The organism is Jiangella mangrovi (assembly GCF_014204975.1).
Lineage (GTDB): Bacteria > Actinomycetota > Actinomycetes > Jiangellales > Jiangellaceae > Jiangella > Jiangella mangrovi.
This window is the reverse complement of the sequence record NZ_JACHMM010000001.1, coordinates 5147950-5174395: the sequence shown is the minus strand read 5'-3', so window position 1 is coordinate 5174395 and position 26446 is coordinate 5147950. Positions and strand designations below refer to the sequence as shown.

Below are 26446 nucleotides of genomic sequence, written 5' to 3'. Positions count from 1 at the left end.
CGCTATACTGCTGCCCATCGTTCCGTTTCTTTGATTGCTCTTCCAATAATTTGAAGGAGCGGCACCATGATCCGGAAAGTCCTGGTCGCCAATCGTGGTGAGATCGCGATCCGCGCGTTCCGCGCCGCCTATGAGCTCGGTGTGCGCACCGTGGCGGTGTTCCCGCACGAGGATCGCAACTCGCTGCACCGGCTCAAGGCCGACGAGGCGTATGAGATCGGCGAGCCGGGTCACCCCGTGCGGGCCTACCTGTCGGTGGGCGAGATCGTCCGGGCGGCGACGGAGTCCGGTGCCGACGCGGTCTACCCCGGCTACGGGTTCCTGTCTGAGAACGCCGGCCTGGCCGAGGCCTGCGCCGAGGCCGGCATCACGTTCATCGGCCCGCCCGCGGACATCCTGAGGCTGACGGGCAACAAGGCGCACGCCGTCGCCGCGGCGCGCGAGGCCGGCGTGCCGGTGCTGCGCTCGTCGGCGCCGTCGGCCGACCCCGAGGAGCTGCTGGCCGCCGCCCGGGACATCGGCTTCCCGGTGTTCGTCAAGGCCGTCGCCGGCGGCGGCGGCCGGGGCATGCGCCAGGTGGCCGACGCCACGCAGCTGCCCGAGGCGCTCGACACCGCGGCGCGCGAGGCCGAGGCGGCCTTCGGCGACCGCACGCTCTTCCTCGAGCAGGCCGTGGTGAGCCCGCGGCACATCGAGGTGCAGATCCTCGCCGACGGGCGGGGCGACGTCATCCACCTGTTCGAGCGCGACTGCTCGGTGCAGCGCCGGCACCAGAAGGTGGTCGAGCTGGCGCCGGCGCCCAACCTCGACCCGGCCGTGCGGGACCAGATCTGCGCCGACGCCGTCCGGTTCGCCCGGCACATCGGCTACCGCAACGCCGGCACCGTCGAGTTCCTGCTCGACCCCCAGGGCCGGCACGTCTTCATCGAGATGAACCCGCGCATCCAGGTCGAGCACACGGTGACCGAGGAGGTCACCGACGTCGACCTCGTGCAGTCGCAGTTCCGCATCGCGGCGGGGGAGAGCCTGACCGATCTCGGCCTCGCACAGGACACCGTCACCGTGCGCGGCGCGGCGCTGCAATGCCGCATCACCACCGAGGACCCAGCCGACGGGTTCCGCCCCGACACCGGCACCATCAGCGCCTACCGCTCGCCCGGCGGCTCCGGCATCCGGCTCGACGGCGGCACCACCCACGCCGGCAGCGAGATCAGCCCGCACTTCGACTCCATGCTGGTGAAGCTGACCTGCCGCGGTCGCGACTTCGACGCCGCCGTGGCCCGCGCCCGCCGCGCGCTGGCCGAGTTCCGCATCCGCGGCGTGCGCACGAACATCCCGTTCCTGCAGGCCGTGCTCGACGATCCCGACTTCCGCGCCGGCGGGGTCACGACGTCGTTCATCGACGAGCACCCGCACCTGCTCGCGGGCCGGGCGTCGGCCGACCGCGGCACCCGGCTGCTCAGCTACCTCGCCGACATCACCGTGAACCGCCCGCACGGCGAGCCGCCCCGGGTGCCCGACCCGCGGCTCAAGCTGCCCGCCGTCCCGAGCGGAGCGCCGCCCGCCGGCTCGAAGCAGCGCCTCGACGAGCTGGGGCCCGACGGGTTCGCCGCCTGGCTGCGCGCGTCGCCGTCGCTGCACGTCACCGACACGACCTTCCGCGACGCGCACCAGTCGCTGCTGGCCACCCGGGTGCGCACGAAGGACCTGGTCGCGGCCGCGCCGGTGGTGGCGCACACGCTGCCGCAGCTGCTCTCGCTGGAGTGCTGGGGCGGCGCCACCTACGACGTCGCGCTGCGGTTCCTGGCCGAGGACCCGTGGGAGCGGCTGGCCGCTCTGCGCACGGCGGTCCCGAACGTCTGCCTGCAGATGCTGCTGCGCGGGCGCAACACCGTCGGCTACACGCCGTACCCGGTCGAGGTGACGACGGCCTTCGTGCAGGAGGCCGCCGCCACAGGTGTTGACGTCTTCCGCATCTTCGACGCGCTCAACAACGTCGAGCCGATGCGCCCGGCCATCGACGCCGTCCGCGAGACCGGGACGGCGCTCGCCGAGGTCGCCATGTGCTACACCGCCGACCTGTCCGACCCGGGCGAGACGCTGTACACGCTGGACTACTACCTGCGGCTGGCTGAGCAGATCGTCGCCGCCGGCGCGCACGTGCTGGCCGTCAAGGACATGGCCGGGCTGCTGCGCCCGCCCGCCGCGGCCCGCCTGGTGACGGCGCTGCGCCGCGAGTTCGAGCTGCCGGTGCACCTGCACACCCACGACACCGCCGGCGGGCAGCTGGCCACGTACCTCGCCGCCGCCGAGGCCGGGGTCGACGCCGTCGACGGCGCCGTCGCGTCCATGGCCGGCACGACGTCGCAGCCCTCGCTGTCGGCCATCGTCGCGGCCGCGGAGGCGTCGGAGCACCCGACGGAGCTGGACCTGCGCGCCGTCGGCGACCTCGAGCCGTACTGGCAGGGTGTGCGCGGGCTGTACGCGCCGTTCGAGGCCGGCCTCAGCTCGCCCACGGGCCGCGTCTACCACCACGAGATCCCCGGCGGGCAGCTGTCCAACCTGCGCACCCAGGCCGTGGCCCTCGGACTGGGCGACCGGTTCGAGGAGATCGAGGACCTGTACGCCGCCGCCGACCGCCTGCTCGGGCGCCTGGTCAAGGTGACGCCGTCGTCGAAGGTGGTGGGCGACCTCGCGCTGCACCTGGTCGGCGCCGGGGTGTCGCCCGAGGACTTCGCCGCCTCGCCCGACGCCTACGACATCCCCGACTCGGTCGTCCGGTTCCTGCACGGCGAGCTCGGCGACCCGCCCGGCGGCTGGCCCGAGCCGTTGCGCACCAAGGCACTGGCCGGCCGCCCGTACACCCCGGCCGCCGCCGAGCTGTCCGACGACGACCGCGCCGGCCTGGACGGCGACCGCCGCGGCACGCTGAACCGGCTGCTGTTCCCCGGCCCCGCGCGCGAGCACCAGGCGCACCGCGAGGCCTACGGCGACACCAGCGTGCTGTCGACCCGCGAGTTCTTCTACGGGCTGCGGTCCAACCAGGAGTACCCCGTCGACCTCGAGCCCGGCGTGCGGCTGCTCATCGAGCTGCAGGCCATCGGCGAAGCCGACGAGCGCGGCGTGCGCACCGTCATGGCCACCCTCAACGGCCAGCTCCGCCCACTGCAGATCCGCGACCGGTCGATCGCCTCGGACCACGCACCCGCCGAGAAGGCCGACCCGGCCAACCCGCGCCACGTCGCGGCGCCCTTCGCCGGCGTCGTCACCCTCACGGTCGCCGAGGGCGACACCGTCGAGGCCGGCGGCACTGTCGCCACCATCGAGGCGATGAAGATGGAGGCGGCCATCACCGCCTCGCAGGGCGGCACCGTCCGGCGGCTCGCCGTCGGCCCGGTCCAGCGCGTCGACGGCGGCGACCTGCTGGTCGAGCTCGCGTGACCCAGTTTTCCTGACCAGCACCAACACCTTCGAGGAGACACGACATGCAACTGATGCGCATCGGTGAGCGGGGTGCGGAGCGCCCGGCCGTCCGCGGGGACGACGGCGTGCTCTACGACCTGTCCCCGGTCACGAGCGACATCGACGGGGCGTTCCTGGCCGGCGACGGCGTGAACCGGGCGCGGGCGGCGCTGGCGGCCGGCGAGCTCCCGGCCCTGCCCGACGGCGACGGCGTGCGGGTAGGCGCGCCGATCGCGCGGCCCGGGAAGGTCGTGTGCATCGGGCTGAACTACCGCGACCACGCCGCCGAGACCGGCGCGGCCATCCCGGCCGAGCCGATCGTGTTCATGAAGGCCCCGAACACCGTCATCGGCCCCGACGACACCGTCCTCGTCCCCCGCGGCAGCGTGAAGACCGACTGGGAGGTCGAGCTCGGCGTGATCATCGGCGCGCAGGCCCGCTACCTCGACAGCCCCGACGACGCCGCCGGCGTGATCGCCGGCTACGCGATCAGCCACGACGTGTCCGAGCGGGAGTTCCAGCTCGAACGCGGCGGGCAGTGGGACAAGGGCAAGTCCTGCGAGACGTTCAACCCGCTCGGCCCCTGGCTGGTCCCCGCCGACGAGATCACCGACCCCGCCAAACTCGGCCTCAGGTTGTGGGTGAACGGCGAACCACGCCAGGACGGCACCACCGCCGACCTCATCTTCGGCATCGACCACGTCATCTGGTACCTGAGCCAGTTCATGGTCCTCGAACCCGGCGACCTCATCAACACCGGCACCCCCGCCGGGGTCGCCATGGGCATGCCCGGCCAGCCCTACCTGCGCGCCGGCGACACCATCGACCTCGAGATCGACGGCCTCGGCCACCAACGCCAGACCCTCCAGGACGCCTGATCCTTCCGGCGGCCCGACGGGGTCAGCTCGCCCCGGCGCGCAGGCCGCCGCCGGGGAACGCTCCGGTCAGCGCGCCGCCGGCCAGTACCCCGACCCCGGCCACGAGGACGTCGTCGATCCCCCTGGCCGGGGTCCGCGGCGTCGCGTAGTCGGCGGGGTCGTCGAGGCGGTCCGGGTCGAGCACGACGAGGTCGGCGTGGCGCCCGGGCGCGATCCGTCCCACCGTCGCGAGGCCGAAGCGTTGCGCGGGGCGGGCGGCCAGGTGCACGGCTGCCTGGCCCCAGGTGAGGTCGCCGCGGTCGCGTACGTGCCGGGCGAGGACCCGGGCGAACGAGCCCCAGCCGCGCGGGTGCGGGTGGGTGCCGACGTAGACGCCGTCGCTGCCGACGGTGTGCCGTTCGTCGCGGACCAGCAGCGCGAGCTCGTCGACGCTCCGGCCCGGCGGCAGGTGCATGACGACGGTGGCCTCGAGCCGGGACCCGATCAGCAGGTCCAGGACGAACGCCTGCACGTCGCCGCCGTGCCGGTCGGCCGCCGCGGTCAGCGTGAGCCCTTCGGCCCAGGCGTACTCGCCGGTCCCGGCATGGGCGACGGTGGTGCGCCTGGCCCAGTCGCGGCTCACCGGGCTCGCGAGCAGCCGGGCGCGGACGCCGTCGTCGCCCAGCACGGCCAGGATGTCCGGCACCGGCCGGTCGAGCAGGTCCGGCGGGAGCACGGGCATGCTCAGCAGCGTGCAGCCGGCCCGGTAGGGGTAGGCGTCGAAGGTGAGGTCCGCCCCGGCGGCCCGGGCCTCGTCGAGCAGCGCGACCAGCGCCGCCCCGGGCCCGTGGTAGTGCGAGATGTGCCCGCGCACGCCGCTGGCCAGGCAGATCTCGCGTACCTCCGCCACGCCGGCGGCCGCGTTGTCCTCGTAGCCGCCGCGCATGTGCGTCACGTACAACCGGCCGGCCGCGGCGACCGGGCGGCACAGCGCCGCCAGCTCCTCGGTGCCGGCGAACCGGCCGGGGACGTAGTCCAGTCCGCTGGACAGGCCGCAGGCGCCCTCGGCCAGGCCGGTGGCGACCAGGTCGGCCATGGCCGCGAGCTCGGCCGGGGTCGGGGCTCGGTCGGCGCGGCCGAGCACCTCGGCGCGGACGGTGCCGTGCGGCACGAGGGAGGCGACGCGGACCGGGACCCGCCCGTCGTAGCCGGCCAGCAGCGCGCCGACCCCACCGCCTCGGTAGTGCGGGTGCCGGCCGAGCAGCCCGCCGAAGTACTCCGTGGCGTAGGCGCCGTCGCCGGGTGCGTAGGAGACGCCGTCCTGACCGGCGACGACGGTGGTGACGCCCTGGCGCAGGAGCGCGAACTGGACGTCCGGCGCGAACACGGCGCCGTCGGCGTGCGAGTGGACGTCGACGAAGCCGGGGAGGACCAGCCGGCCGGTGCAGTCGACCACCTCGGCGTCGGTCGTGTCCCCGGCGGCCCCAGGGGCGACGACGGCGGCGATCCGGCCGGACCGCACGACGACGTCCGCGCGGTACGGCTCGCGCCCGCTGCCGTCGGCGACGAAGCCGCCGGTGACGAGGACGACCTGGTCGGAGGAGCGCACGAGGACCCAGCCTAGGACGCTGCGCGACCTCACACTCCGCCGCCGTCGTTCGTCAGAGGGGAGGAACCGATCGACAGGAGGAAGCATGAGGATCGCGGTAGCCGGGGGAACCGGCCGCCTGGGCCGGCACGTGGTGGACGTCCTGACGGAGGCGGGTCACGAGGCGGTGCCCATGTCGCGGACGACCGGCGTCGACGTCGTCACGGGCGAAGGGCTCGCCGAGGCGCTGGCGGGAGCGGACTGCCTGATCGACGCCGCCACCGGGCCGTCGCCGGTCAGGGACGAGGCGGCGGCGTTCTTCACGGCGTCGGCGGCGAACCTGCAGCGTGCGGCCGAGCAGGCCGGGGTGCCGCGGGCGGTGGTGGTGTCGATCATCGGCGTGGACAAGCTCACCACCAGCTACGGCGCCGCCAAGCTCGACCAGGAGAAGGCCTGGCTGGACGGTCCGCTGCCGGTCCGCATCCTGCGCGCCGACCTCTTCCACGAGTTCGTCCCGCCGGTCATGGAGTGGGGCCGTCAGGGCGACGTCGTCTACGTCCAGTCCAGCCGGCGCCGGCCGGTCGCGGCGCGGGCGGTGGCCGAGACCCTCGCCGCCTACGCGACCGCCGTCGACGCGCCGGACCGGCTGGAGGTGGCCGGGCCGCGGGTCGAGGACGCCGCCGACCTGGCGGCCACGCTGGTCGCCCGAACCGGCGACCCGGCCCGCGTCGAGGCCGTCAGCGCCTCCGCCGACGACCCGGACGGCCTGCTCTACGAGGCGGGCCGGATCCTGCCGGGCCCTGACGCCGTCGTCGCCGGTCCGTCCTTCGCCGAGTGGCTGGCGACCGCAGACGGCAGTCAGGCCACGGGGACGACGTAGGAGTCGACCTGGGCGATCAGGTCGCCGCGGAACGTGAACAGGTCGCTGTAGGCGAACCGGAACGGCCCGTGCTCGCGGTGCCGCCCGGCGCCGGTGCCCGTCACGACGACGACGTCACCGGCGCCGACGGTCCGCTCGACGGTCAGCTCGGGACTGCCCTCGAAGGCCGGGTTCTCGATCTCGTCGTCGAACTCGGCCTTGCCCTGCGTGCTGCGCACGCCGTGGATGTGCCAGACGACGTCGTCGGTGAGGCAGGCGAGGATCGCGGCGTGGTCGCTCTGCCGGAAGCCGTCCATGTACCGGTGGACGGTCTGCTCTCGGGTGCTCATGGAGTGCCTTTCCGTGGGGTGCTGGTGCGCGCGGTGAGGACGGCCTCGAGCCGGTCGAGGATGCCGGCCAGGCCGGTGCGGGCCTGTTCGGTCCGCAGCTCGGGCGGCAGCCGCCGCTGGTGGACGACGAGCGTGGTGCCGTCGCCGGTGGGCTCGAGCCGGATGTCGGTGGTGATCCCGGTGTACGGCTCGGCGAGCACCAGGCGTGCCGGCGGGTCCACGACCTCGTACCGGAAGCTCAGCTGCCGGCTGCCGCCGTCGGGCCCCCAAGTCTGCAGCGAGAACGTCCCGCCGACGCGGAGGTCGACGGCGACGGAGTCCGGCGCGACGGTGGCGTGGGCACCGCCCCAGAACGCGGCCAGGTGCGCGGGCGTGGTGAACATCTCCCACACCAGGGCCGGCTCGGCGTCGAGGTGGCGGGTCGCGATCAGCTGGTCGCCGTCGAGTCGCACGTGCCCCGTCATCGCTGCCGGTCCGCCCTCACCGAGGCGAGGTGCGTCTCGAGGGCGTCGAGGCGCGACTCCCACTGGCGCTGCTGCTCACCGATCCAGCCGGCCAGCTCGCCCATCCGCTCGGCGTCGAGCCGGCAGGGCCGCCGCTGGCCGTCGACCCGCTGGTGGATGAGGCCGCACCGCCGGAGGATGCCGACGTGGCGGGAGACCGCCTGGTGGGTGAGGGCGAACGGTTCGGCGAGCTCGCCGACGGTCGCCTCGCCCTGGGCGAGCCGGCTGATGATCGCCATGCGAGTCCGGTCGCCCAGGGCGGCGAAGACGGCGTCGAGGTCGCCGTCGGCGTCGAGGGTCTGCGTCACGGAGATGACACTATCCGCAACGAATCCCTTGTGCAAACATTCTGTTGCAGAAGCGCCTACGTCCCGAGGTCGTCGGAGCGCCCGGCCCGCAGCCGCGACCAGTGGGAGGTGGGGCGCCCGCCGGTGCTCAGGAGGGCGTCGCCGAGCGGCCAGGACTGCGGCCATCCGTCCGGCGAGTCCTCGTGCCGCTCCTGGCGCCCGTACACCGTCAGGTCCATGAGCGAGTAGCTGTTGTCCATGACCTCGACGCCGCGCTGGGTCGTCCAGTACGTCTCGAAGACGCGGTCGCCGTCGCGCAGATAGCAGACGAGGTGCATCATGCCGACGTGCCGGCCGACCAGCAGGGTGTCGAGCGTGGCGCCCTCCGCCGCGTACCACGGCATCGGCCAGTCCATGAAGTCGTGGTAGCGGCGGCTCTCGGCGTACGGGCCCTGCGCCACGACGGCGAAGGTGATGTCGCGCGAGTGCAGGTAGGACAGCTCGAGGACGTGGCCGGCGCACCAGGTGCAGCCCTCGCACTGCCCGGAGGCGGGATCGCCGGGGTACCACATGAAGTAGTACGCGACGAGCTGGCTGCGGCCCTCGAACGCCTCGAGCAGGGTGACCGGGCCGTCGGGGCCGGTCAGCTCGAGGCCGGCGTCGACCTCGACCATGGGGAGCCGGCGCCGGGCGGCGGCGATCGCGTCGCCCGCGCGGGTGTGCTCCTTCTCGCGGACCCTGAGCTGGTCGATCTCGGCCTCGAAGGTGGCGCGGTCGGCGACCACGGGCCGTGCGGTGTGCGGGGTGTTCATGACGTGCTCCTTTCACTTGGGGGTGCGGGTGAAGCCGGCGGCGGCGGTGACGACGCCGACGATGGTGAGGACGGCGATGCAGGCGAACGCGGCGCGGAAGCCGTCGAGACCGGAGCCGGCCACGAGCACCGTCGACACGGCGGCGACACCGGCGGCGCCGCCCACCTCGCGCATGGTCTCGACGAGCCCGGACGCCAGCCCCGCCTCGGACCGCGAGACGCCGGACAGAGCGCCGATCTGCAGGGCCGGGCCGCAGAGCCCGAACCCGAGTCCGGCCAGCAGGAAGGCCGGCAGCACGTCCGTGACGTAGTCGGCGGCCGCGGGCACCCGGGTCAGCCACAGGGCGCCGACCGCGAGCAGCGCGAGACCGGCGACCAGCACCCAGCGCACCCCGGCCCGGGCGACGAGCCTGGCGCCGACGATGGCGGCCCCGACGATGGTGACCGTCGTCGCCAGCCAGGCCAGGCCGGTCTCGATCGGCGAGTAGCCCAGCACCTGCTGCATGAGCAGCGAGCCGATGAAGATGAACGCGAGGAGCGCGCCGAACGCGAGGAACCCCGTGACATTGGCGACGACGAGGTTGCGGTTGCGCACCGTCGACGGCGGCACCAGCGGGCGGGCCGAGCGGGCCTCGATCCGGACGAACGCGACCAGGAGCGCGGCGGCCGCGGCGAACAGCCCGAGGGTCGGCGCGGTGGCCCAGCCGTGGCCGGCGCCGTGGTGCAGGGCGTAGACGAACAGCAGCAGGCCGCCGGTCACCGTGGTCGCGCCGGGAAGGTCCAGCGGCGTGCGGCGCTCGAGGCTCCGGTCGGGGGAGAGGAACAGCGCGGCGAGCACGACGATCGTCACGCCCGCGGGGACGTTGACGAGGAACGCCCAGCGCCAGCCCGGACCGGCGGTCAGCAGCCCGCTGGCGACCACCCCCACCGACCCCGCGACCCCGCCCACGGCGCCGAAGAGGCCGAGCGCGCGGTCACGGGGCCGTCCCTCGGCGAACGTGACGGCGATCAGCGACAGCCCGGCGGGGGTGATGAGCGCCGCGCCGAAGCCCTGCAGACCGCGGGCCGCGATCAGCAGGGCGGGGTCCTGCGCCGCCCCGGCGATGAGCGACGCGACCGTGAAGATGGCGAGGCCGGTGATGAAGATGCGCCGCCGTCCGCGCTGGTCGGACAGGCGTCCGCCGACCAGCAGGAAGCCGCCGAGCAGCAGGCCGTACGCGACGACGACCCACTGCAGGACGCTCTGGCCGGCGCCCAGGTCGGCCTGGATCGACGGCAGCGCCACGTTCACGATGGCGACATCGATGCCGACCATCAACTCGGCGGCGCAGGCCAGCCCCAGGACGAGCCCGGGTCTGGTGGTGGCCTCGGTGCGGGTGGCTTCGGTACGGGTGGGGGAGGGGGTGCGGGGCAGGGTCTCGAGGTTCGACATCGTCGTTCCTTCGTTCGGCTGGTTGTCGTCCAACCGACGAAGAAAGGCCGCTCACATCGACATCGCCCGAAAATACTTCGAGAGATCTGCGTCGCCCCAGTCCAGACACAAAGTCGATCATGGAGAAAGTCGGGTTCTCGGGCCCTCGGAAGCCCCGTTTCTCCATGATCGACGCCGGGCTGGGCGGGCGGCCGGGCCGCCGCCGCGGGTCAGAGGGCGTCGAGGCGACCGGCGAGGTAGCGGCGCTCGGCCTCGGACGGCGCCAGCCGGAGCGCCTCTTCGTATGCCGCCCGGGCCTCGGCCACGCGGCCGTCGCGGCGCAGGAGGTCGGCGCGGGTGGCGGGCAGCAGGTGGTAGCCGTCGAGGTCGCCCGCGGCCGCCAGGTCGTCGACCACCGCGAGGCCGGCCGCGATGCCGTCGGTCATGGCGACGGCGACGGCCCGGTTCAGCTCGACCACCGGAGACGGCGCGAGCCGGCCCAGTTCGGCGTAGAGGGCGGCGATCTGCGGCCAGTCGGTGCTCGCGGCGTCGGCGGCGCCGGCGTGACAGGCGGCGATGGCGGCCTGCAGCTGGTAGGGCCCGCGCTGTCGCAGCGCCAGCGCGTCGTCGAGGACGGCGACGCCCTCGTCGATGAGGGCGCGGTCCCACCGGGAGCGGTCCTGGTGCTCCAGGGTGACGAGGACGCCGTCGTCGGTGCGTGCCGCCCGCCGGGCCTCGGTCAGCAGCATCAGCGCCAGCAGGCCGCGCGGCTCCGGCTCGCGGGGGAGCAGCCGGACGAGGACGCGGGCGAGGTGGATGGCCTCGGCGGTGAGCGCCCGGCGCCCGTCCTGCTCGTCGTAGCCCTGGTTGAAGATCAGGTACAGGACGGCGAGGACGGAGGCCAGCCGTCGCGGCAGCAGGTCGGCGGGCGGGACGCGGTACGGGATGCCGGCCTCGGCGATCTTGCGCTTGGCGCGGACCAGGCGCTGCGCCATGGTGGTCTCGGCGGTGAGGAACGCGCGGGCGATCTCGGCCGTCGTCAGGCCGCACAACGTCCGCAGCGTCAGGGCGACCCTGGCGTCGAACGGCAGCGCCGGGTGGCAGCAGGTGAAGATCAGCCGCAGCCGCTCGTCCGGGATGTCCTCGGCGGCCGATACGGCGGACGCGGCCGGATCGGCCGGCTCCGGCGCCAGGACGGCGATCTCGCGCAGCTTCGTCCGCCCGGCGGCGTCGCGGCGCAGCCGATCGGTCGCCCGGTTCCGCGCCGTCGTGGTGAGCCAGGCGCCCGGCCGGCTCGGGACACCGTCCCGGGACCAGGTCGACAGCGCGGCCGCGAACGCGTCCTGCGCGCAGTCCTCGGCCAGGTCCCAGTCGCGGGTCAGGCCGATGATCGTCGCGACCACTTGGCCCCACTCGTCCCGGTAGGCCGCGTCGACGGCGGCCCGGACGGCGGCCCGGACGGCGTCGGCCGTGTCGCCGGCCGTGGTCATTCCCAGACGGGGCGGATCTCGACGCTGCCCCACTGCGCGTACGGGTGCCCCGACGCGATGGCGATGGCCTCGTCGAGGTCGGCGCACTCGATCAGGACGACGCCGCCGACGAAGTCCTTCGTCTCGGCGAACGGCCCGTCGGCGACGAGCGTCTCGCCGTCGCGGACCCGGACCGTCGTGGCGTCGGCGACCGGCCGCAGCCGCACACCGAGGCGCTCGGCGTCGCGTCGCTGCAGGTCGGCCTCCCACGCCTGGTGGACGGGATCGGCGGCCATCTCGGCCTGGCTCGGCATCCGGGTCTCGTCGTCGCAGATCAGCAGCATGTATCTCATGCGCCTGAGTCTTGCACTCCCGCCGCCGCCTTCCACTCGTCGGCGAGCAGGGCGTAGCCGAAGCCGTCGAGCCACTCGCCGGAGCGGTGCAGGGACTCGCGGACGTTGTGCTCCTCGCGGCGCATGCCGACGCGCTCCATGAGCCGCCACGACGGCTCGTTGTCGGCGAAGCAGAGGGCGCTGACGCGACGCAGGCCGAGCCCGTCGAAGCAGATCCGCAGCAGCTCGCGCACCGCCTCGGTGGCGTAGCCGTGGCCCTGCTGGGCCGGGTCGAAGACCCAGCCCAGCTCGGCCTGGACGCCGCGGCCGCCGTCGGCGACCTCGGCCTGGGCCCAGGCGTCCTCGACCCGGAGCATGAGGTCGCCGATGACCCGACCGTCGTGCTCGACGATCAGCGTGTCGGCCAGCCGTTGGGGTGTGGCGAACCGGGTCCGGAAGACGTCCTCGTCGACGGGGAGCTCGGTGATCCACCGGGCCACCTGCTCGAGCCGCCGGTAGGCGAAGACGGCGTCGGCGTCGTCCGCCGTCCCGGGACGCAGGACGAGCCGCTCGGTCCGGGCCGGCCAGTCGAGCTTCCGCAGCGCCGCCGCCGGTTCGGGGACCGCCCGGACCGACAGCAGCGTGGTGCCGAGGTCGCGCAGCCGTGCCAGCAGGCCGTGCAGCTCGGCCTGGTCGGCGACCGGGCCGGTCAGCGTCGTGGAGCCGTCGCCGTGGTGGTCGGGGCGCAGGCCGCCGAGCTGCGTGGCCCAGTGCTCGTCGACGTGGCCGTCGACCCGGAACTCGTAGATGCTCATCGAACGCCGAGCGTATCGGGCCGGGCGGCGACGGCGTCAGCGGCACCACCCGCCGGGCGCGGGTCCCGCCACAGCGCGATGCCGAGCCCGATCAGCGCTACGCCGACGGGGATAGCGGCCATGCGGGCGGCGGCGTGCGGGAGGAGCGGGACGGCGAGGGCCGCCGTCGTGCCCGCCGCCAGCAGGACCGAGGCCCAGCGCGACAGGATCCGGGCGCGGAACGACGCGATGCCGAAGCAGACGCCGCCGGCGAGGTAGAGGACCGCGGCGACGGGGTTGGCCACCGTCACGGCGCCCAGGTCTCCGGTGTCCTCGCCGGCGAAGATGCCGAGGAAGCTGGTCACGAAGCGCGGGGCGTCGTCGGTGAGCTCGGGGAGGACGAGGACCTCGATGAGCGAGAAGGAGACCACCGTCAGGTAGAAGCCGCCCAGGAACAGGTACCCGACGAGGCCGAGGACGCCGGCCGCGCGCACCTGCCGGAGGTAGAGGCCGGTCAGGCCGGCCAGCCCCAGGACGGCCATCACCATCGTCAGGAACGAGGTGAACGCCCAGGCGCCGGTCCCGACGACCTCGAGCGTCTCGTCGGGGTGGATGAACTGGATGAGGCCGTAGATCAGGCCGGAGGCGGCGGCGCAGAGGCCGGCGGTCCTGGTGAGGGCGGCTGGGGTGACGGTCATGACGGTGCTCCTCGGCTCCTTCGCCGGCCGGTGCCGGCGGACCCCTCGACGCTAGGAACGGACGTGGTGAGCGCACATCACCAGATGTGGTGAGGTGCGTGGTGATCCGGCTCAGAGCAGCCCGAGGTCGGCGGCGCGGCCGACCGCCGCCCGCCGGGTGTTGACGCCGAGCTTGGTGAAGATGTGCTTCGGGCCCGGTCAGGTTCGTGGCGAGCAGACGGAGGACCTCGAGCTCCCGCCGGCTCAGGCCGTCGCTGTCCTGATCGCCGACGGGGCCTGGGTCGTCCTGAGCGGTGGCGAGCAGCCGCCGCGCGTGATCGGCTGAGTCCGGCCGGAGTGCGGCAGCCCGGAGCAGCTCCACCATGGGCGGCCCCTCGTCGAGGAACAGCCGCACGTACCCGGCCGGAACGGCGCGGGCCAGCGCGAGCGCGAGCCGTTCCTGCGCCTCGCCGGGACGGTCGGGAGCCTGCTGGGCCAGGGCCTGCAGCACGAGCACCTCGGCCACCGTCTCGTCGTGTCCGCGCGGCTCGGCGTGGGCGAGGACGCGGTCGAGCAGGGCGGCGGCCTCGTGGGTCCGGCCCTCGGCGAGCAGCAGCCGGGCGAGCGTGAGCAGCCCGAACTCGGCCAGGTACGTGACGGCGTCGCCCTGCGTGACCTCGTGCTCGCGCGCCCACGCCCGCGCGTCGGCGAGCCGGCCCTGGGCGATCCACACGCGGGCTCGCTGCGCCGCGATGGGCCGCACCGGCGGACCGAAGCCGCGCAGGTAGAGGGCCTCCGCCCGGTCGATCAGCTCGGCCGCTCCGGTGAGGTCGCCCTGCGCCCGCCGCACCCCGGCCAGTGCGAGGAACCACCGGTGCCGGTTCTCGATGAGCGTGCCGGCCTCGCCGAGCTCCTCGGCCGCCCGCAGGTGCTCCTCGGCCGCCGTCAGCTCACCCTGCTCGCGCAGCACGTCGGCGAGCCCGACCTGCAGGTCGCCGATGGTCGTCGGTGCCGGGCCGGCCATCGTCGACGCCGTCGCGAGCGCCTGTTCGTAGAGCCGGCGGGCCTCGCCCGGTTGCCCGCGGGCGACCTGCAGGCCGGCCAGGACGACGGTCCCGCCGAGGGCGTCGGTCAGGTTGCCGGCCGCACGCAGGCTGTGTACCGCCGTCGTGAAGGTGTCGACGGCGTCGACGAGATCGCCGCTCGCCCAGGCGGCGAGGCCGAGGAAGCCCGCGGCGCCGCCCCGGGCGACGTGGTCGTCCGGGGCGGCCAGCGCGAGGGCGCGGCGCGCGTGCTCCACGCTGCCCGCGATGTCGCCCCGGGCCTGGGCCGCCGACGCCCGGTAGACCTCGATGGAGGCGGGGAGGGTCCGCAGCTCCTCGGGGTCGCCGGGCGGCTCGCCCGGCTCGGCCGTGCCGCCCGTCTCCAGTGCCCGCTCGGCGTCGAGCAGCCGCGCCTCGACGCCGTCGAGGTCGCCGTCGACCAGCCGGGTCCACGCGACGCTCACGCTCAGGACCGGCCGCCGCCTGACCACGTCGTCGGGGATCGCGGTGAGCCAGCGGCGCAGCATCCAGTCCTGCCGTCGCCGGCGGACCTCGGGCAGGGCTCGCTCGACCAGGTCGGCGGCCCGCGAGGGGTCGGCGCCGGCCAGGGCGTGCCGCACGGCGTCGTCGAGGAGCCCGTGTTCGGCGCACCACGCGCCGGCGGCGCGGTGCAGGACGGCGACCCGCTCCGGATCCGCGGCGGTCAGCCGCGCCCTGAGGGCGTCGGCGAACAGCTGGTGGTAGCGATACCACTCGCGCCGCTCGTCGAGCGGGACGACGAACAGACCGGCCCGCTCGAGCGTCTCGAGCATCTGGTGCCCGCCGGATCCGCCGGTCAGCGCGTCGCACAGCGACCCCGTCAGGCCGCGCAGCACCGCGGTGTCGAGGAGGAACCGCCGGACCTCTTCGGGCTGGCGGCGCAGGACCTCCTCGACGAGGTAGTCGAGGACGAACCGGTGGCTGCCGGTGAACGCGTCGACGAACGCGCCCGCGTCGGACCGGCCGCGCAGCGAGAGCCCGGCCAGCTGCAGCCCGGCGGCCCAGCCCTCCGTCCGCTCGCCGAGGGCGGTGACGTGGACCGGGCTCAGGTCCAGCGCCATCACCTCGGTGAGGAACGCCTCGGCCTCGTCGGGGGTGAAGCGCAGGTCGGCCGCGCGCACCTCGACGAGCTCGTCCCGGACGCGGAGCCGGGCCAGCGGCAGCGGCGGGTCCGCGCGGGTCGCGATCGCGACCCCCAGCCGCGGCGGCGCGTGCTCGACCAGGAACGCCGTCGCGTCGTGGACGGCCGCCGCCTCGATCACGTGATAGTCGTCGAGCACCAGCACGGTCTCGCCGTCCAGCCCGTCGATCTCGTTGACCAGACCGGTCAGCACCGCGTCCGTGGGGATCGTGCCCGCGGGTCCGGGCGCGACCGGCGAGCCGAGCGCCGCCGTCACATGGGCGAGGAACCGGGCGGGGTCGTTGTCGCCGTCGTCGAGCGAGACCCAGGCGACCCGCAGCCGCGGCCCGGCGGCCGCGAGCCACTGGCCCAGCAGCGTCGTCTTCCCGAAGCCCGCCGGCGCCGCGACCAGCGTCAGCCGGGCCCGCCCCGCCCCGTCGGCCCGCCCCGTCGCCTCGAGCCGCGACGTCAGGCGCGGCCGCGGCACGAGCGCCCGGCGCGGCGCCGGGACGTGCAGCTTCGTGGCCAGGACGACCATGCGAGGAGCATACGAGTGCGCCGGCGGCCGCAGCCGACGATGGGCCGGACTATCTCGGGACCTTCGACCCGGTGACCCGCACTCGCGTCGGCCGTAGGGTCGCGGCTTCTCGTCAAGGCAAGGGGGTCGTCATGGACTCGACCCGGTTCTCTCGCGGTGAATTCGGCTACCTGATCGGGGTGCCGCTCGCCTGGGCGGTGCTCCTGCTCTTCCACCCCGTCGGCGGTGAGGACGAGTACTACGCCGGCGTGCAGGGCCACGCCGACCGCTGGCTCGTCGTCCACATCGGGATGATGCTCTTCATCCCGCTGATGGCCGGAGCGATCCTCCTGCTCGTCCGCGGGATCGAGAGCAGGGCGGCCACCGTCTGCCGGATCGCGGCGCCGGTCTTCGCGCTGTTCTACGTCGCGTGGGAGGTGCTGCTGGGCATCGGCACGGGCATCCTCGTGAAGGACGTCGAGGATCTCCCCGCCGACGAGCGCGCCACGGGGGAGGAGATCGTCAACGACTTCACCGAGAGCATCCTGGTCCGCGACTTCGGCGTCTTCGTCGCCGTCGGGAACCTCGCGCTGCTCACGACGATGGTCGCGGCCGGGATCGCGCTGCGAGGACAGCCCGGCGTGTCCGTGCCGGTCTCGGTTCCGGTCCTGCTCATCGTGAGCGCGTTCCTGATCTCGGCGCACCCGCCGCCCTTCGGGCCGATCGGGCTGCTGCTGTTCGTCGTCGCCGTCCTGCTGTACACGCGCAGCCTGCAGGCAGCGCGGGCTCCCGCCGCGTAGCGGCGCTACCAGGCCGTCCAGCCGCCGTCGACGACGAGGTTGGCGCCGGTCATGTAGCGCGACGCGTCGGCGACCAGGAAGATCGCGGCGCCGTTGTACTCGTCGGCCTCGGCCATGCGCCCGATGGGGATGCGCGCGGTGTAGTTGGCCTGGAACTGCGCGTCCTGGGTGTCGCGGGCGACGCCGGCCGGGGTGAGGGTGTTGACGCGGATGCCGTGCTGCGCCCAGTAGGTGGCGCAGTAGCGGGTGAGGTTGTAGATGCCGGCCTTCGCGGCGCTGGCGGCAACCGGCTTGACGAACGGGACGCCGGTCTCGGCCCCGAGATGGGCGTAGATCTCCTGGACCGGCGAGACCAGGCCGTAGATCGAGCCGACGTTGACGATGGAACCGGACTTGCCGACCCGGCGCATCGCGGCGCCGAAGGCCTGCGTCATGAGGAACGTGCCGACCAGGTCGACGTCGACGACCTCCCGGAAGAGCTCCTCGGGGAAGTCCTCGAACGGACCGGACGCCTGCGCCGGCGCGCTCGGCTGGGTGTCGAGACCGGCATTGTTGATCAGCGCGTCGGGGACGTCCCAGAGCTCCTCGATGCTCGCCAGCGCCGCCTCGACGGCCTCCTTCTCAGTGACGTCGACGGGGACCAGCGCGAGCCGGTCACTGCCCGCGAGGTCGCCGAGCACGGACCGGGCCCGCTCGGGGTCGACATCGCGGGAGAGGACCGCCACCCTGGCGTCGCGCTCGTGGAACGCGCGCACGAACTCCGCGCCGATCTGCCCGAGCCCGCCGGAGACGGCGACGACCTTGTCCGCGACCGAGAAGAGGGGATCCGCCATGGCTCACACCCTAGGCGCGCGGCCCGTCGAGCGGCCGGTAGTGGACGTCGAGGGCGTCGAGGCGCCGCTCGTGGGCGCGCAGCCGGCGCAGCAGGTCCGCGGGGTCGCGGCGAGCGGCCGCCGTCCACCCCACCTCGGCCAGGGCGGCGAGCCGCGGGAAGGCCTGGTACTCGACGGCGTCGGGGGTGGGCATGTACTCGGTCCAGAGCTGGCCCTGCACCCCGAGCACCCGCCCGAGCAGTGCGGGGTCGAGGCCGGCCACCGGGTCCCAGGCCGCGACGTCGTCGACGGTGACGACGGGGCCGGCGGCGAGCGGCTCGTCCGGGCCGGCGGCCTGGTAGTAGTCGAGGTAGGTCACCTCGCACGGGGCCAGCACGACCTCGTGGCCGGCCGCGAGCGCCTCGCCGCCCTTCGCGAGGTTCCGCCAGGCCATGACGACGGTGTCCGCGGGCATGCCGCCGTCGTCGACGACCTCGTCCCAGCCGACCACCCGCCGGCCGGCCGCGGTCACGTCGTCGTGGAGTGCGCGCAGGAACCAGCTCTGCAGCTCGTCGACCGAGCCCAGCCCCAGCTCGGCGGCACGGGCGGCGGCGGCTGGGCTGGCGCGCCACTCGGTGCGCGGGACCTCGTCGCCGCCGAGGTGGATCCACGGGCTCGGGAAGACGTCGAGGACGGCCCGCAGCACCTCGCGGGCGAAGCCGAGCGCCTCGTCGGTGGGCGCCAGCACGTGGTCGGAGATGCCCCAGGTGCGGCGCACCTCGACCGGCTCGCCGGTGTTGCCGAGCTCCGGGTACGCGGCCAGCGCCGCCTGGACATGGCCGGGCAGGTCGATCTCGGGGACGACGGTGACGTGCCGCCGGGCGGCGTAGGCGACGATCTCGCGCAGGTCGTCGACGGTGTAGAAGCCGCCGTGCGGGGTGCCGTCGTACTCGCCGGTGTTCTTGCCGACGACGGTCTCGGCTCGCCAGGCGCCGACCTCGGTGAGCCGCGGCCGCGACGGCACCTCGAGGCGCCAGCCCTGGTCGTCGGTCAGGTGCAGGTGCAGCACGTTGAGCCGGTGCAGCGCCGCGACGTCGATCAGCTTCAGCACGAACGACACCGGCATGAAGTGCCGCGCGACGTCCAGATGGACGCCGCGCCAGCGGAAGCGGGGCGCGTCCTCGACGAGGCAGCAGCCGACAGCATTTCCGGGTGCGGGTGAAGACAGCAGCAGCTGGCGGAACGTCTGGACGGCGCGGGCCAGCGCCGCGGGGGTGCCGCCCTCGATCAACACCCGGTCGGGCGCGACGGTGAGCCGGTAGCCCTCGGGGCTGCCGAGAACGGGTTCGGTCAGCCGCAGGACGACGGAGGCGGCGGGGTCGTCGGCAGGGACGACCCCCGCGCCGCGCACCGCGTCGTGCAGCAACCGTGCGGCCGGCTGGGCGTCGCCGTCGGCACCGATGACCAGGCCGGGTCCAGCGGCGAACACGCCGGGTCGAGGGTCGTGGGTCAACGGCAGCGGGACGAGATCGGTCACGCGCTGCAGGATGTCACGGCGCGACCTGTCGGTGCCGGGCGGGAAGATGAGCGGGTGCAGCCCGTCGTCGTCCCCGAGCCCGATGGCACCGTCCGTGTCGGCGAGCGGCGGGTCGCGGCGGGCGAGCTGCCCGCCGTCGTCCGCGAGACAGCCGCGGAGGCGCGCTGGACCTGGGACGACACCAACCGGTGGTACCCGGGGCTGCTCGCCGCGGGGGTGCGGGTCGAGCGGGCCCACGACCTGCGGCTCTCGCACCGGATCCTGCGGCAGTCGGCGCTCACCGACTGGCCGTCGGGCGACGACGAAACAGCGGCGCCCGGCCCGTGGGACCTCATGAACCCGACGACGCTGATCGCCGCCGCCGACGCGCCGGCCATGTTGTTCGGCGGCCCGGGCGAGCGGAAGGAGACCGCGGCCGAGCCGGACCCCGTCGCCGAGCTCCGGCTACAGAACGAGGTCGTCGCCGCGTCGGCCGCGAGCGGGCGGCTGCGGCTGCTGCTGGCGGCGGAGTCGGCGGGCGCGCTGATCGCGGTCGAGCTGTTCCACACCGGGCTGCCCTGGCTGGCCGACGTCCACGACGCGATCCTCACCGAGGCGCTCGGGCCGCGGCCGCGGCTGGGCGAGCGGCCCGCGAAGCTCGAGGAGCTGGCCGGCCGCATCCGCGCCGCCATCGACGCCCCGGCCAGCCTCAACCCCGACTCGCACCGCGACCTGCTCAAGGCCATGGAGCGCGCGGGGGTCGGCGCGCGGACGCTGCGCAAGTGGGAGCTCGAGAACATCGACCACCCCGTCGTCGAGCCGCTGCTGGAGTACAAGTCGCTGTACCGGCTGCTCACCGCCAACGGCTGGACCTGGCTCGACGCGTGGGTGCGCGACGGGCGGTTCCGCAGCGAGTACGTCGTCGGCGGCGTCGTCACCGGCCGGTGGGCGTCCAGCGGCGGCGGGGCGCTGCAGCTGCCGAAGAACGTGCGCGGCGCGGTCGTCGCCGACCCCGGCTGGACCTTCGTCGTCGCCGACGCCGCGCAGCTGGAGCCGCGGGTGCTCGCCGGCATGGCCGCCGACGAGGTCATGGCGGCGGCCGGCATCGGGCCCGACGGCCGGGGCGCGGACATGTACGCCGGCATCGTCGCGTCCGGCGCGGTGGCGACGCGCGAGCTGGCGAAGGTCGGCATGCTCGGCGCGATGTACGGCGGCACCACCGGGTCCAGCGGCCAGGTGCTACCGCGGCTCGCCAAGGCGTTCCCGCGGTCGCTGGCGTTCGTCGACGAGGCGGCGCGGGCGGGGGAGCGGGGAGAGATCGTCACGACGCACCTCGGGCGCAGCTCGCCGCCGCCGGGCGCCACGTGGCACGAGCTGCAGGCCGGCGCCTACCAGGACGACGCCGGCGAGGACGACGTCGCGAAGGCCCGGTCGTACTCGCGCGGGTGGGGCCGGTTCACCCGCAACTTCGTCGTCCAGGGCACGGCCGCCGAGTGGGCGATGTGCTGGCTGGCGTCGATCCGGCGGCGGTTGTGGGCGCTGGGTATCGACGACGGCGTCAGCGGTGCGGCCGGGCGCGTCCCGGCCCCGTTCGCCGGGCGGCCGCACCTCGTCCTCTTCCTGCACGACGAGGTGGTCGTGCACACCCCGGCGGCGCTCGCCGACGCCGTCGCCGACGAGGTCCGGGCCGCGGCGGCCGAGGCGGGCCGGCTGCTGTTCGGCGACTTCCCCGTGCAGTTCCCGCTGAGCGTCGCCGTCGCCGACCGCTACGCCGACGCCAAGTGACGCCGGCCCGGCCGGCTCGGCGAGCTCAGCGGGTGACCGTCGTCTCCTGTTCGATCCGCGACAGCTTGTCGGGGTTGCGCACGTAGTAGAGGCCGCTCACCAGGCCGTCGTCGACCCGCACCGTCAGGATCCCGTCGACCCGCCCGTCGATCCGGGCCAGCAGCGCCGGGTGCCCGTTGACCTGCACCGGCTCGACGGTCATGCCGGCGCCGAACCGCGTGAGCCCGGCGCGGAGCAGGTTGCCGACCTTCTTCGCCCCGACGACGGGCTTGCGGACCGCCTGCGCGACGCCGCCGCCGTCGCCGAGCGCGACCACGTCCGGCGCCAGGATGTCGAGCAGCCCCTGCAGGTCACCGGTGTCGATGGCGCGCTGGAACGCGTCGAGCGCCGCGCGGGTGTCGGCCCGCGAGGCGGCCGTGCGTGGCCGGCGGGCGGCGACGTGGCCGCGGGCGCGGTGGGCGATCTGCCGGACGGCGGCCGGGGTCTTGTCGACGGCGCCGGCGATCTCGTCGTACTCGAGCGCGAACACGTCGCGCAGCACGAACACGGCCCGCTCGGTGGGGGTGAGGGTCTCGAGGACCAGCAGCATCGCCATCGAGACGCTGTCGGCGAGTTCCACGTCGTCGGCGACGTCGGGCGCCGTGAGCAGCGGCTCGGGCAGCCAGGGGCCGACGTAGTCCTCCTTGCGCCGGTGCAGGGTGCGCAGCCGGGTCAGCGCCTGCCTCGTCGCGACCCGGACCAGGTAGGCGCGCGGGTCGCGCACGGTGCTCTGGTCGACCCCGGACCAGCGCAGCCAGGTCTCCTGCAGCACGTCCTCGGCATCGGCCGCCGAGCCGAGCATCTCGTACGCGACGGTGAACAGCAGGTTCCGGTGCGCGACGAACGCATCGGTGGCCGCGTCCTCACTCATGTCCTGATCCTTCACCTCCATATGACGCCGCCCGGCCCGGTTCTGTGACATCCGAGGCCTTGTCAACGAAAGAACATTGCGTGCAATATATTGAGATGCCCATTCCTGCAGAACCCGCCGCCGCGATCGACCGGCGGTTGCTGCGCGACGACGTGTACCGGCGGTTGCGCGACGCGATCGTCGAGGGGCAGCTCGCCCCCGGTGAGCAACTGCGCGACGGTGAGCTGGCGACCTGGCTCGGGGTGAGCCGCACGCCGGTGCGCGAGGCGCTGCTGCGGCTGGGCGAGGCCGGGCTGGTGGTCGCGCGGCCGGGCCGGTCGACGACCGTCAGCTCGATCGAGGAGCGCGACGTCCGCGATGCGCGGGACGTGGTCGCGGCCATGCACGAGGTCGCCGTCCGCGAGGCCGTCGCCGGCCTGACCGAGACCGACCTCGCCGCCATGCGGGCCGCGAACGGACGGTTCCACGCGGCCGTCCAGCACGGCGACGTCGACGCGGCGCTCGCGGCCGACGACGAACTGCACGGCGTCCCCGTCGTCGTAGCCGCGAACCGGGCGGTCGCCGTCGTCCTCGAGCAGTTCACGCCGGTACTGCGCCGGGCCGAGCGGCTGCGGTTCTCGACGCTCGGCGGCCGGGCGTCGGTCGCGCGGCACGAGGAGCTCATCGACCTCTGCGCCGCCGGTGACGCCGGGCGCGCGGCCGCCGTCGCCTTCGACACCTGGCACTCCCTGCCCACGGCCCGGGAAGGGGGCTGACCATGGCGCTCTCCGACTTCCCGCGCCACCCGCTGACCTTCGGGCCGAGCCCCGTCCACCCGCTGCCGCGGCTGACCGCGCACCTGGGCGGCGCGAGCATCTGGGCCAAGCGCGAGGACTGCAACGCCGGCCTGGCCTACGGCGGCAACAAGACCCGCAAACTCGAGTACATCGTCCCCGACGTGCTGGCGCAGGGGGCCGACACGCTGGTCTCGATCGGCGGCTACCAGTCCAACCACACCCGCCAGGTCGCCGCCGTCGCCGCGTCGCTCGGGCTGAAGGCCGTGCTCGTCCAGGAGCGCTGGGTCGACTGGCCCGACGCGCTGAACGACCGCGTCGGCAACATCATGCTCAGCCGCATCATGGGCGCCGAGGTGCGCCTCGACCCGGCCGGCTTCGGCATCGGCTTCAAGGAGTCCTGGACCCGCGCGATCGCGGACGTCGAAGCGCGCGGCGGCCGGCCGTACCCGATCCCGGCCGGTGCGTCGGACCACCGGCTCGGCGGCCTCGGCTTCGCCCACTGGGCCTACGAGGTCGAGCAGCAGGAGCGTGACCTGGGCGTCTTCTTCGACACGATCGTCGTCTGCGCGGTCACCGGCTCGACCCAGGCCGGCATGATCGCCGGCTTCGCCGCGCTCGAGAAGGCAGGAGGACGCCCACGCCGCGTCGTCGGCATCGACGCCAGTGCCACCCTCGACGCCACCCGCGACCAGGTCGCCCGCATCGCGCGGAACACGTCCGAGCTCATCGGTCTCGGCCGGCCGCTGCGCGACGACGAGATCACCGTCCTGCCCGGCTGGGCCGGCGACGAGTACGGCATCCCGGTGGAGTCGACGCTCGACGCCATCCGGCTCACCGGGCAGCTCGAGGGCGTCATCCTCGACCCGGTCTACGAGGGCAAGTCCATGGCCGGCCTGATCGACCTCGTGACCAGCGGCGACATCGCATCAGACGCGACGGTTCTCTACGCCCACCTGGGCGGCCAGCCGGCGCTCAACGCCTACAGCGGGCTGTTCACCCACACTCAGCGCGTGGATAGCTGACGGGGTTCCCCCGTCCCCCTGCTGCCCATTCTCTTAGCCGCGGGGACCCGCCTCAAGCGGACCGATGGCGCTTCGCGCGGAGGGACCGCTTGACCCGGTTCCCCGCGGCCTAAGAACGGGCAGCTATCAGGGGGACGGGGGAGTCTGGCGACGGGTGGGCGGTGGCTCGCTGGCTGCGGTTGGTCGTCTTCGATGGTGGTGGCCGACTTCGATAGCGCCAGCCGTCCTCTGAGCTCTGGCGCGGCCGCAGAGGACGGTTCTTGCTATCGAAGACGGCTGGCGCTATTGAAGTCGGTCCTTTGACGGGCGTCGTAGGCGGGTTACTACTGCTATGGCGGTAGTAACGTGCCCTCGGCGGCGGGTGGGTGCCTGCTTGCTGGTCTGCCGTCACGTCGTGGTCTGGTGTCACGCGAAACGGCCGGAACGGGCTCGAACGCGTGACGGGGGACCAGGACGTGACGCCAGACCACGACGCGCCGCCACGGAACCGGCGAGGCGTGCCCAGGGTCTTCCCGTCCCCCTGATAGCTGCCAGGTTCTTGGCCGCGGGTGCACGGGTCAAGCGGTCCTCCACGGCGCGAAGCGCCCACCGGTCCGCTTGAGGCGTGTGCACGCGGTTAAGAGACTGGGCAGCAGGGGGGCGGGGAGCCCCACCTCACCACCCCGGCAGAACCTCGAGGCAGCCCGCTTCCGGGCGCTCTGCGATGGCGCCACGGATGGTCCCGGCCTGCCCAGAAACCGTTGTCCAGGCGGCTGTCACGGAGCCATTGACTTGAACACAATATCACGTATCCTCCATTAGCACCGTCTCGTCATGAGTCGCGCGATCTTGTCCGGTATCGAGCTCGAGTTCGACCGCTGGAGGTTCGCCATGCAGAAGAGTCGTGTTCGCCGAGTTCGCCACACCACGCTGCAACTGAGTGCATTGTTGCTGGCCACAGGCCTGTTCGCCGTCGCTTGCGGTGACGGCGACGAGGGCGCGAGCGCCGGGGCCGCCGGCGAGGGAGACGTCGACACCACGCCCGTGGTGATCGCCTGGAACTCCACTCCGGACGAGTCCTACCTTCCCCTGCTGATGGCCATCGACGCCATGCAGGAGCAGGGATACGACATCGAGGCGCAGGTGATGTCGGGCTCCGACGTCAGCTTCCAGAGCCTCGGCGCCAACCAGATCCAGTTCACCGCCGACTCACTCCCGCCCGCCGCGCTCAGCGTCGAGCAGGGTGCGCCGATCAAGGCGATCGGCACCCGCAACGCCAACCTCGTCGTCTGGGTCGCCGAGAAGGACTTCGAGGACTGCGCCGACCTGGACGGCGAGCAGGTCGGCATCTACTCCGAGACCGGCGGCTACACCGTCCTCATGCGCATGTACTTCGACCAGGAGTGCGCCGGGGTGGAGCCGCAGTACACCACCATCCCGGACTCCCCGCTGCGGGCGCAGGCCGTCGCCGAGGGCCGGATCAAGGGCACCGCCCTGGGCCTGCCGGACGCGGTGAAGCTGCAGGACGAGTACGGCGCGGACGCGTTCTTCGTCGTGCCGCTGCGCGAGAGCCTGCCCGGCGTCGGCGACGAGTACGTCTACACCAACGACCAGACGCTCGAGGAGCACCCGGCGATCGTCGAGGCGCTGCTGACGGCCCAGCTGGAGGCGATCCGGTCGATCTACGACGACCCGGACTCGCTGGACGAGCTGGTGCCACAGTTCCTGCCCGACGCCCCGGACGCGTCGGTGGCCAAGCAGTTCGCCGAGGACCAGATCTGGTACGCCAACGGCGGCCTCGGCGGACCCGGGCTGGAGAACACGCTCGAGGCGTTCGACCTGCCTGGATCGCCGGACGACCTGCAGGCGCCCGATCCGCTGGCCGCCGTCATCGACGAGATCTCGACCTCCTCGCTCACGGAGTTCTAGCCGTGGCGGCCGGAACTGCAGCTGTGACGGCGACGGCGGCCGGCTTCCGCCTGCGGCCGCTTGCCGCCCTGCTCCCGCTGGCGGTGCTCGCCGCCGGGGTGCTGGTGTGGGACCTGGTGATCGTGGGGCGGGGGAACTTCGCCACCCCGACGGCCGGCGAGGTGCTCGCGGCGATCCCGCGGGTCTTCACGTCCTCGGCGGCGTGGCAGGCGCTCTGGACGAGCGACCTGTCGCTGCTGGCGGGCTACCTGATCGCCGCCGCGCTCGGGGTGCCGGTGGGCCTGCTGATGGCCCGCAACGCCACGCTCGACCGGGTCCTCATGCCGTACCTCGAGATCGCGGTGGTCATCCCGATGGCGGTGATGATGCCGGTGGTCATGATCGCCCTCGGTCTCACCCGGACCGCGCAGATCGTGGTGATCGTGCTCTTCGCGCTGCCGTTCATCGTCGCGGCCACCCGCGGCGGCGCCCGGACCATCCCGCGGGCGTGGATCGACATGGGCCGGGTGTTCGGCGCCACCGAGTCGCAGACCTGGCGGCACGTCCTGGTCCCCGGCTCGATCGCGACGGTGGTGGCGGGACTCCGGCTCGGCTTCGCCCAGGCGCTGACGGGTCTGGTCACCGTCGAGCTGACCCTCATCGCGCTCGGCATCGGGACCCAGATCATCAGCTACCAGTCGCACTTCCAGTCCGCCGACCTGTTCGCGTTCGTCGGGCTGCTCATGCTCCAGTCCGTCCTCGTCATCGCGGGACTGCACGCCCTTCAAGCACGGGTCGAGAAGCGCTGATCGACAACCA

The 26446-nt window shown here is 73.8% G+C and carries 22 protein-coding genes; 9 read left to right on the top strand and 13 right to left on the bottom strand.

Annotated features, from left to right (window positions below; translation table 11 throughout):
* Window positions 1–66: 66 nt before the first annotated feature.
* Together HD601_RS23950 and HD601_RS23945 are read left to right on the top strand one after the other, a co-directional pair.
* The gene (locus HD601_RS23950) at window positions 67–3441 is read left to right on the top strand and encodes a pyruvate carboxylase (protein WP_184826148.1); all 3375 of its coding nucleotides are present in this window, start codon (window positions 67–69) and stop codon (window positions 3439–3441) included.
* Between the two features lie 44 nt (window positions 3442–3485).
* On the top strand, window positions 3486–4340 hold the full coding sequence (locus HD601_RS23945; RefSeq protein ID WP_184826146.1) for a fumarylacetoacetate hydrolase family protein: 855 nt from the start codon (window positions 3486–3488) through the stop codon (window positions 4338–4340).
* Window positions 4341–4362: 22 nt separating this feature from the next.
* Here HD601_RS23945 and HD601_RS23940 read toward each other — a convergent pair whose 3' ends face one another.
* Window positions 4363–5928: an amidohydrolase family protein gene (locus HD601_RS23940; protein ID WP_221441253.1), complete on the bottom strand. Its 1566-nt coding sequence runs from the start codon at window positions 5926–5928 to the stop codon at window positions 4363–4365.
* A gap of 85 nt (window positions 5929–6013) precedes the next feature.
* Between HD601_RS23940 and HD601_RS23935 the strand changes: the two genes are divergently transcribed.
* Entirely contained in the window at window positions 6014–6787 is a 774-nt protein-coding gene (locus tag HD601_RS23935; RefSeq protein WP_184826142.1) for an SDR family oxidoreductase, read from the top strand.
* Here HD601_RS23935 and HD601_RS23930 read toward each other — a convergent pair.
* The 9 genes from HD601_RS23930 to HD601_RS23885 all read right to left on the bottom strand — a co-directional run bounded on the left by HD601_RS23930 (window position 6766) and on the right by HD601_RS23885 (window position 16140).
* Window positions 6766–7116 (bottom strand): nuclear transport factor 2 family protein, encoded by a 351-nt coding sequence (locus HD601_RS23930; protein WP_184826139.1) that lies wholly within the window; start codon window positions 7114–7116, stop codon window positions 6766–6768. The genes HD601_RS23935 and HD601_RS23930 overlap by 22 nt on opposite strands.
* Window positions 7113–7580, bottom strand: a complete 468-nt coding sequence (locus HD601_RS23925) for an SRPBCC family protein (protein WP_184826137.1) — start codon at window positions 7578–7580, stop codon at window positions 7113–7115. Before HD601_RS23925 ends, HD601_RS23930 begins: the two co-directional genes overlap by 4 nt.
* On the bottom strand, window positions 7577–7927 hold the full coding sequence (locus tag HD601_RS35015; RefSeq protein ID WP_221441252.1) for a metalloregulator ArsR/SmtB family transcription factor: 351 nt from the start codon (window positions 7925–7927) through the stop codon (window positions 7577–7579). The genes HD601_RS23925 and HD601_RS35015 overlap by 4 nt, the downstream gene beginning before the upstream one ends.
* Before the next feature lie 56 nt (window positions 7928–7983).
* Window positions 7984–8718, bottom strand: a complete 735-nt coding sequence (locus HD601_RS23915) for a DUF899 family protein (protein WP_184826133.1) — start codon at window positions 8716–8718, stop codon at window positions 7984–7986.
* A 12-nt stretch (window positions 8719–8730) separates the two neighbouring features.
* Complete coding sequence (locus tag HD601_RS23910; protein WP_184826131.1) at window positions 8731–10149, bottom strand: MFS transporter; 1419 nt, start codon at window positions 10147–10149, stop codon at window positions 8731–8733.
* A 209-nt stretch (window positions 10150–10358) separates the two neighbouring features.
* Window positions 10359–11618, bottom strand: a complete 1260-nt coding sequence (locus HD601_RS23905; RefSeq protein ID WP_184826129.1) for an RNA polymerase sigma factor — start codon at window positions 11616–11618, stop codon at window positions 10359–10361.
* Window positions 11615–11950 (bottom strand): YciI family protein, encoded by a 336-nt coding sequence (locus HD601_RS23900; RefSeq protein ID WP_184826127.1) that lies wholly within the window; start codon window positions 11948–11950, stop codon window positions 11615–11617. The genes HD601_RS23905 and HD601_RS23900 overlap by 4 nt, the downstream gene beginning before the upstream one ends.
* Window positions 11947–12744 carry a GNAT family N-acetyltransferase gene (locus HD601_RS23895; RefSeq protein WP_184826125.1) on the bottom strand — a complete coding sequence of 266 codons (798 nt, stop codon included), beginning with the start codon at window positions 12742–12744 and terminating at the stop codon, window positions 11947–11949. The genes HD601_RS23900 and HD601_RS23895 overlap by 4 nt, the downstream gene beginning before the upstream one ends.
* Before the next feature lie 36 nt (window positions 12745–12780).
* A complete protein-coding gene (locus HD601_RS23885; protein ID WP_221441251.1) occupies window positions 12781–16140 on the bottom strand; it encodes a winged helix-turn-helix domain-containing protein in 3360 nt (1119 codons plus the stop codon).
* A 131-nt stretch (window positions 16141–16271) separates the two neighbouring features.
* Here HD601_RS23885 and HD601_RS23880 point away from each other — a divergent pair, with 131 nt between their 5' ends.
* Window positions 16272–16919, top strand: coding sequence for a hypothetical protein (locus tag HD601_RS23880; protein ID WP_184826121.1), 648 nt, complete (start codon window positions 16272–16274; stop codon window positions 16917–16919).
* A 5-nt stretch (window positions 16920–16924) separates the two neighbouring features.
* Here the strand turns inward: HD601_RS23880 and HD601_RS23875 are convergent, their stop codons facing one another.
* Both HD601_RS23875 and HD601_RS23870 read right to left on the bottom strand, forming a co-directional pair.
* Entirely contained in the window at window positions 16925–17752 is an 828-nt protein-coding gene (locus HD601_RS23875) for an SDR family oxidoreductase (protein ID WP_184826119.1), read from the bottom strand.
* A 10-nt stretch (window positions 17753–17762) separates the two neighbouring features.
* Window positions 17763–19268, bottom strand: a complete 1506-nt coding sequence (locus HD601_RS23870) for a family 20 glycosylhydrolase (RefSeq protein ID WP_221441250.1) — start codon at window positions 19266–19268, stop codon at window positions 17763–17765.
* A gap of 54 nt (window positions 19269–19322) precedes the next feature.
* On the opposite strand from HD601_RS23870, the gene HD601_RS23865 reads away from it, so the two are divergent.
* A complete protein-coding gene (locus HD601_RS23865; protein WP_184826117.1) occupies window positions 19323–21032 on the top strand; it encodes a bifunctional 3'-5' exonuclease/DNA polymerase in 1710 nt (569 codons plus the stop codon).
* A gap of 25 nt (window positions 21033–21057) precedes the next feature.
* On the opposite strand, the gene HD601_RS23860 is transcribed toward HD601_RS23865, so the two are convergent.
* Window positions 21058–21942, bottom strand: a complete 885-nt coding sequence (locus tag HD601_RS23860; protein WP_221441249.1) for an RNA polymerase sigma-70 factor — start codon at window positions 21940–21942, stop codon at window positions 21058–21060.
* Window positions 21943–22037: 95 nt separating this feature from the next.
* Here HD601_RS23860 and HD601_RS23855 point away from each other — a divergent pair, with 95 nt between their 5' ends.
* The 4 genes from HD601_RS23855 (at window position 22038) to HD601_RS34205 (ending at window position 26436) form a co-directional block, all read left to right on the top strand.
* On the top strand, window positions 22038–22697 hold the full coding sequence (locus HD601_RS23855; RefSeq protein ID WP_184826113.1) for a GntR family transcriptional regulator: 660 nt from the start codon (window positions 22038–22040) through the stop codon (window positions 22695–22697).
* 2 nt (window positions 22698–22699) lie between these two features.
* Window positions 22700–23740, top strand: a complete 1041-nt coding sequence (locus tag HD601_RS23850; protein ID WP_184826111.1) for a 1-aminocyclopropane-1-carboxylate deaminase — start codon at window positions 22700–22702, stop codon at window positions 23738–23740.
* An 813-nt stretch (window positions 23741–24553) separates the two neighbouring features.
* Window positions 24554–25648, top strand: coding sequence for an ABC transporter substrate-binding protein (locus HD601_RS23845; RefSeq protein WP_184826109.1), 1095 nt, complete (start codon window positions 24554–24556; stop codon window positions 25646–25648).
* Window positions 25649–25650: 2 nt separating this feature from the next.
* Window positions 25651–26436, top strand: coding sequence for an ABC transporter permease subunit (locus HD601_RS34205; protein WP_184826107.1), 786 nt, complete (start codon window positions 25651–25653; stop codon window positions 26434–26436).
* Window positions 26437–26446: the final 10 nt, after the last annotated feature.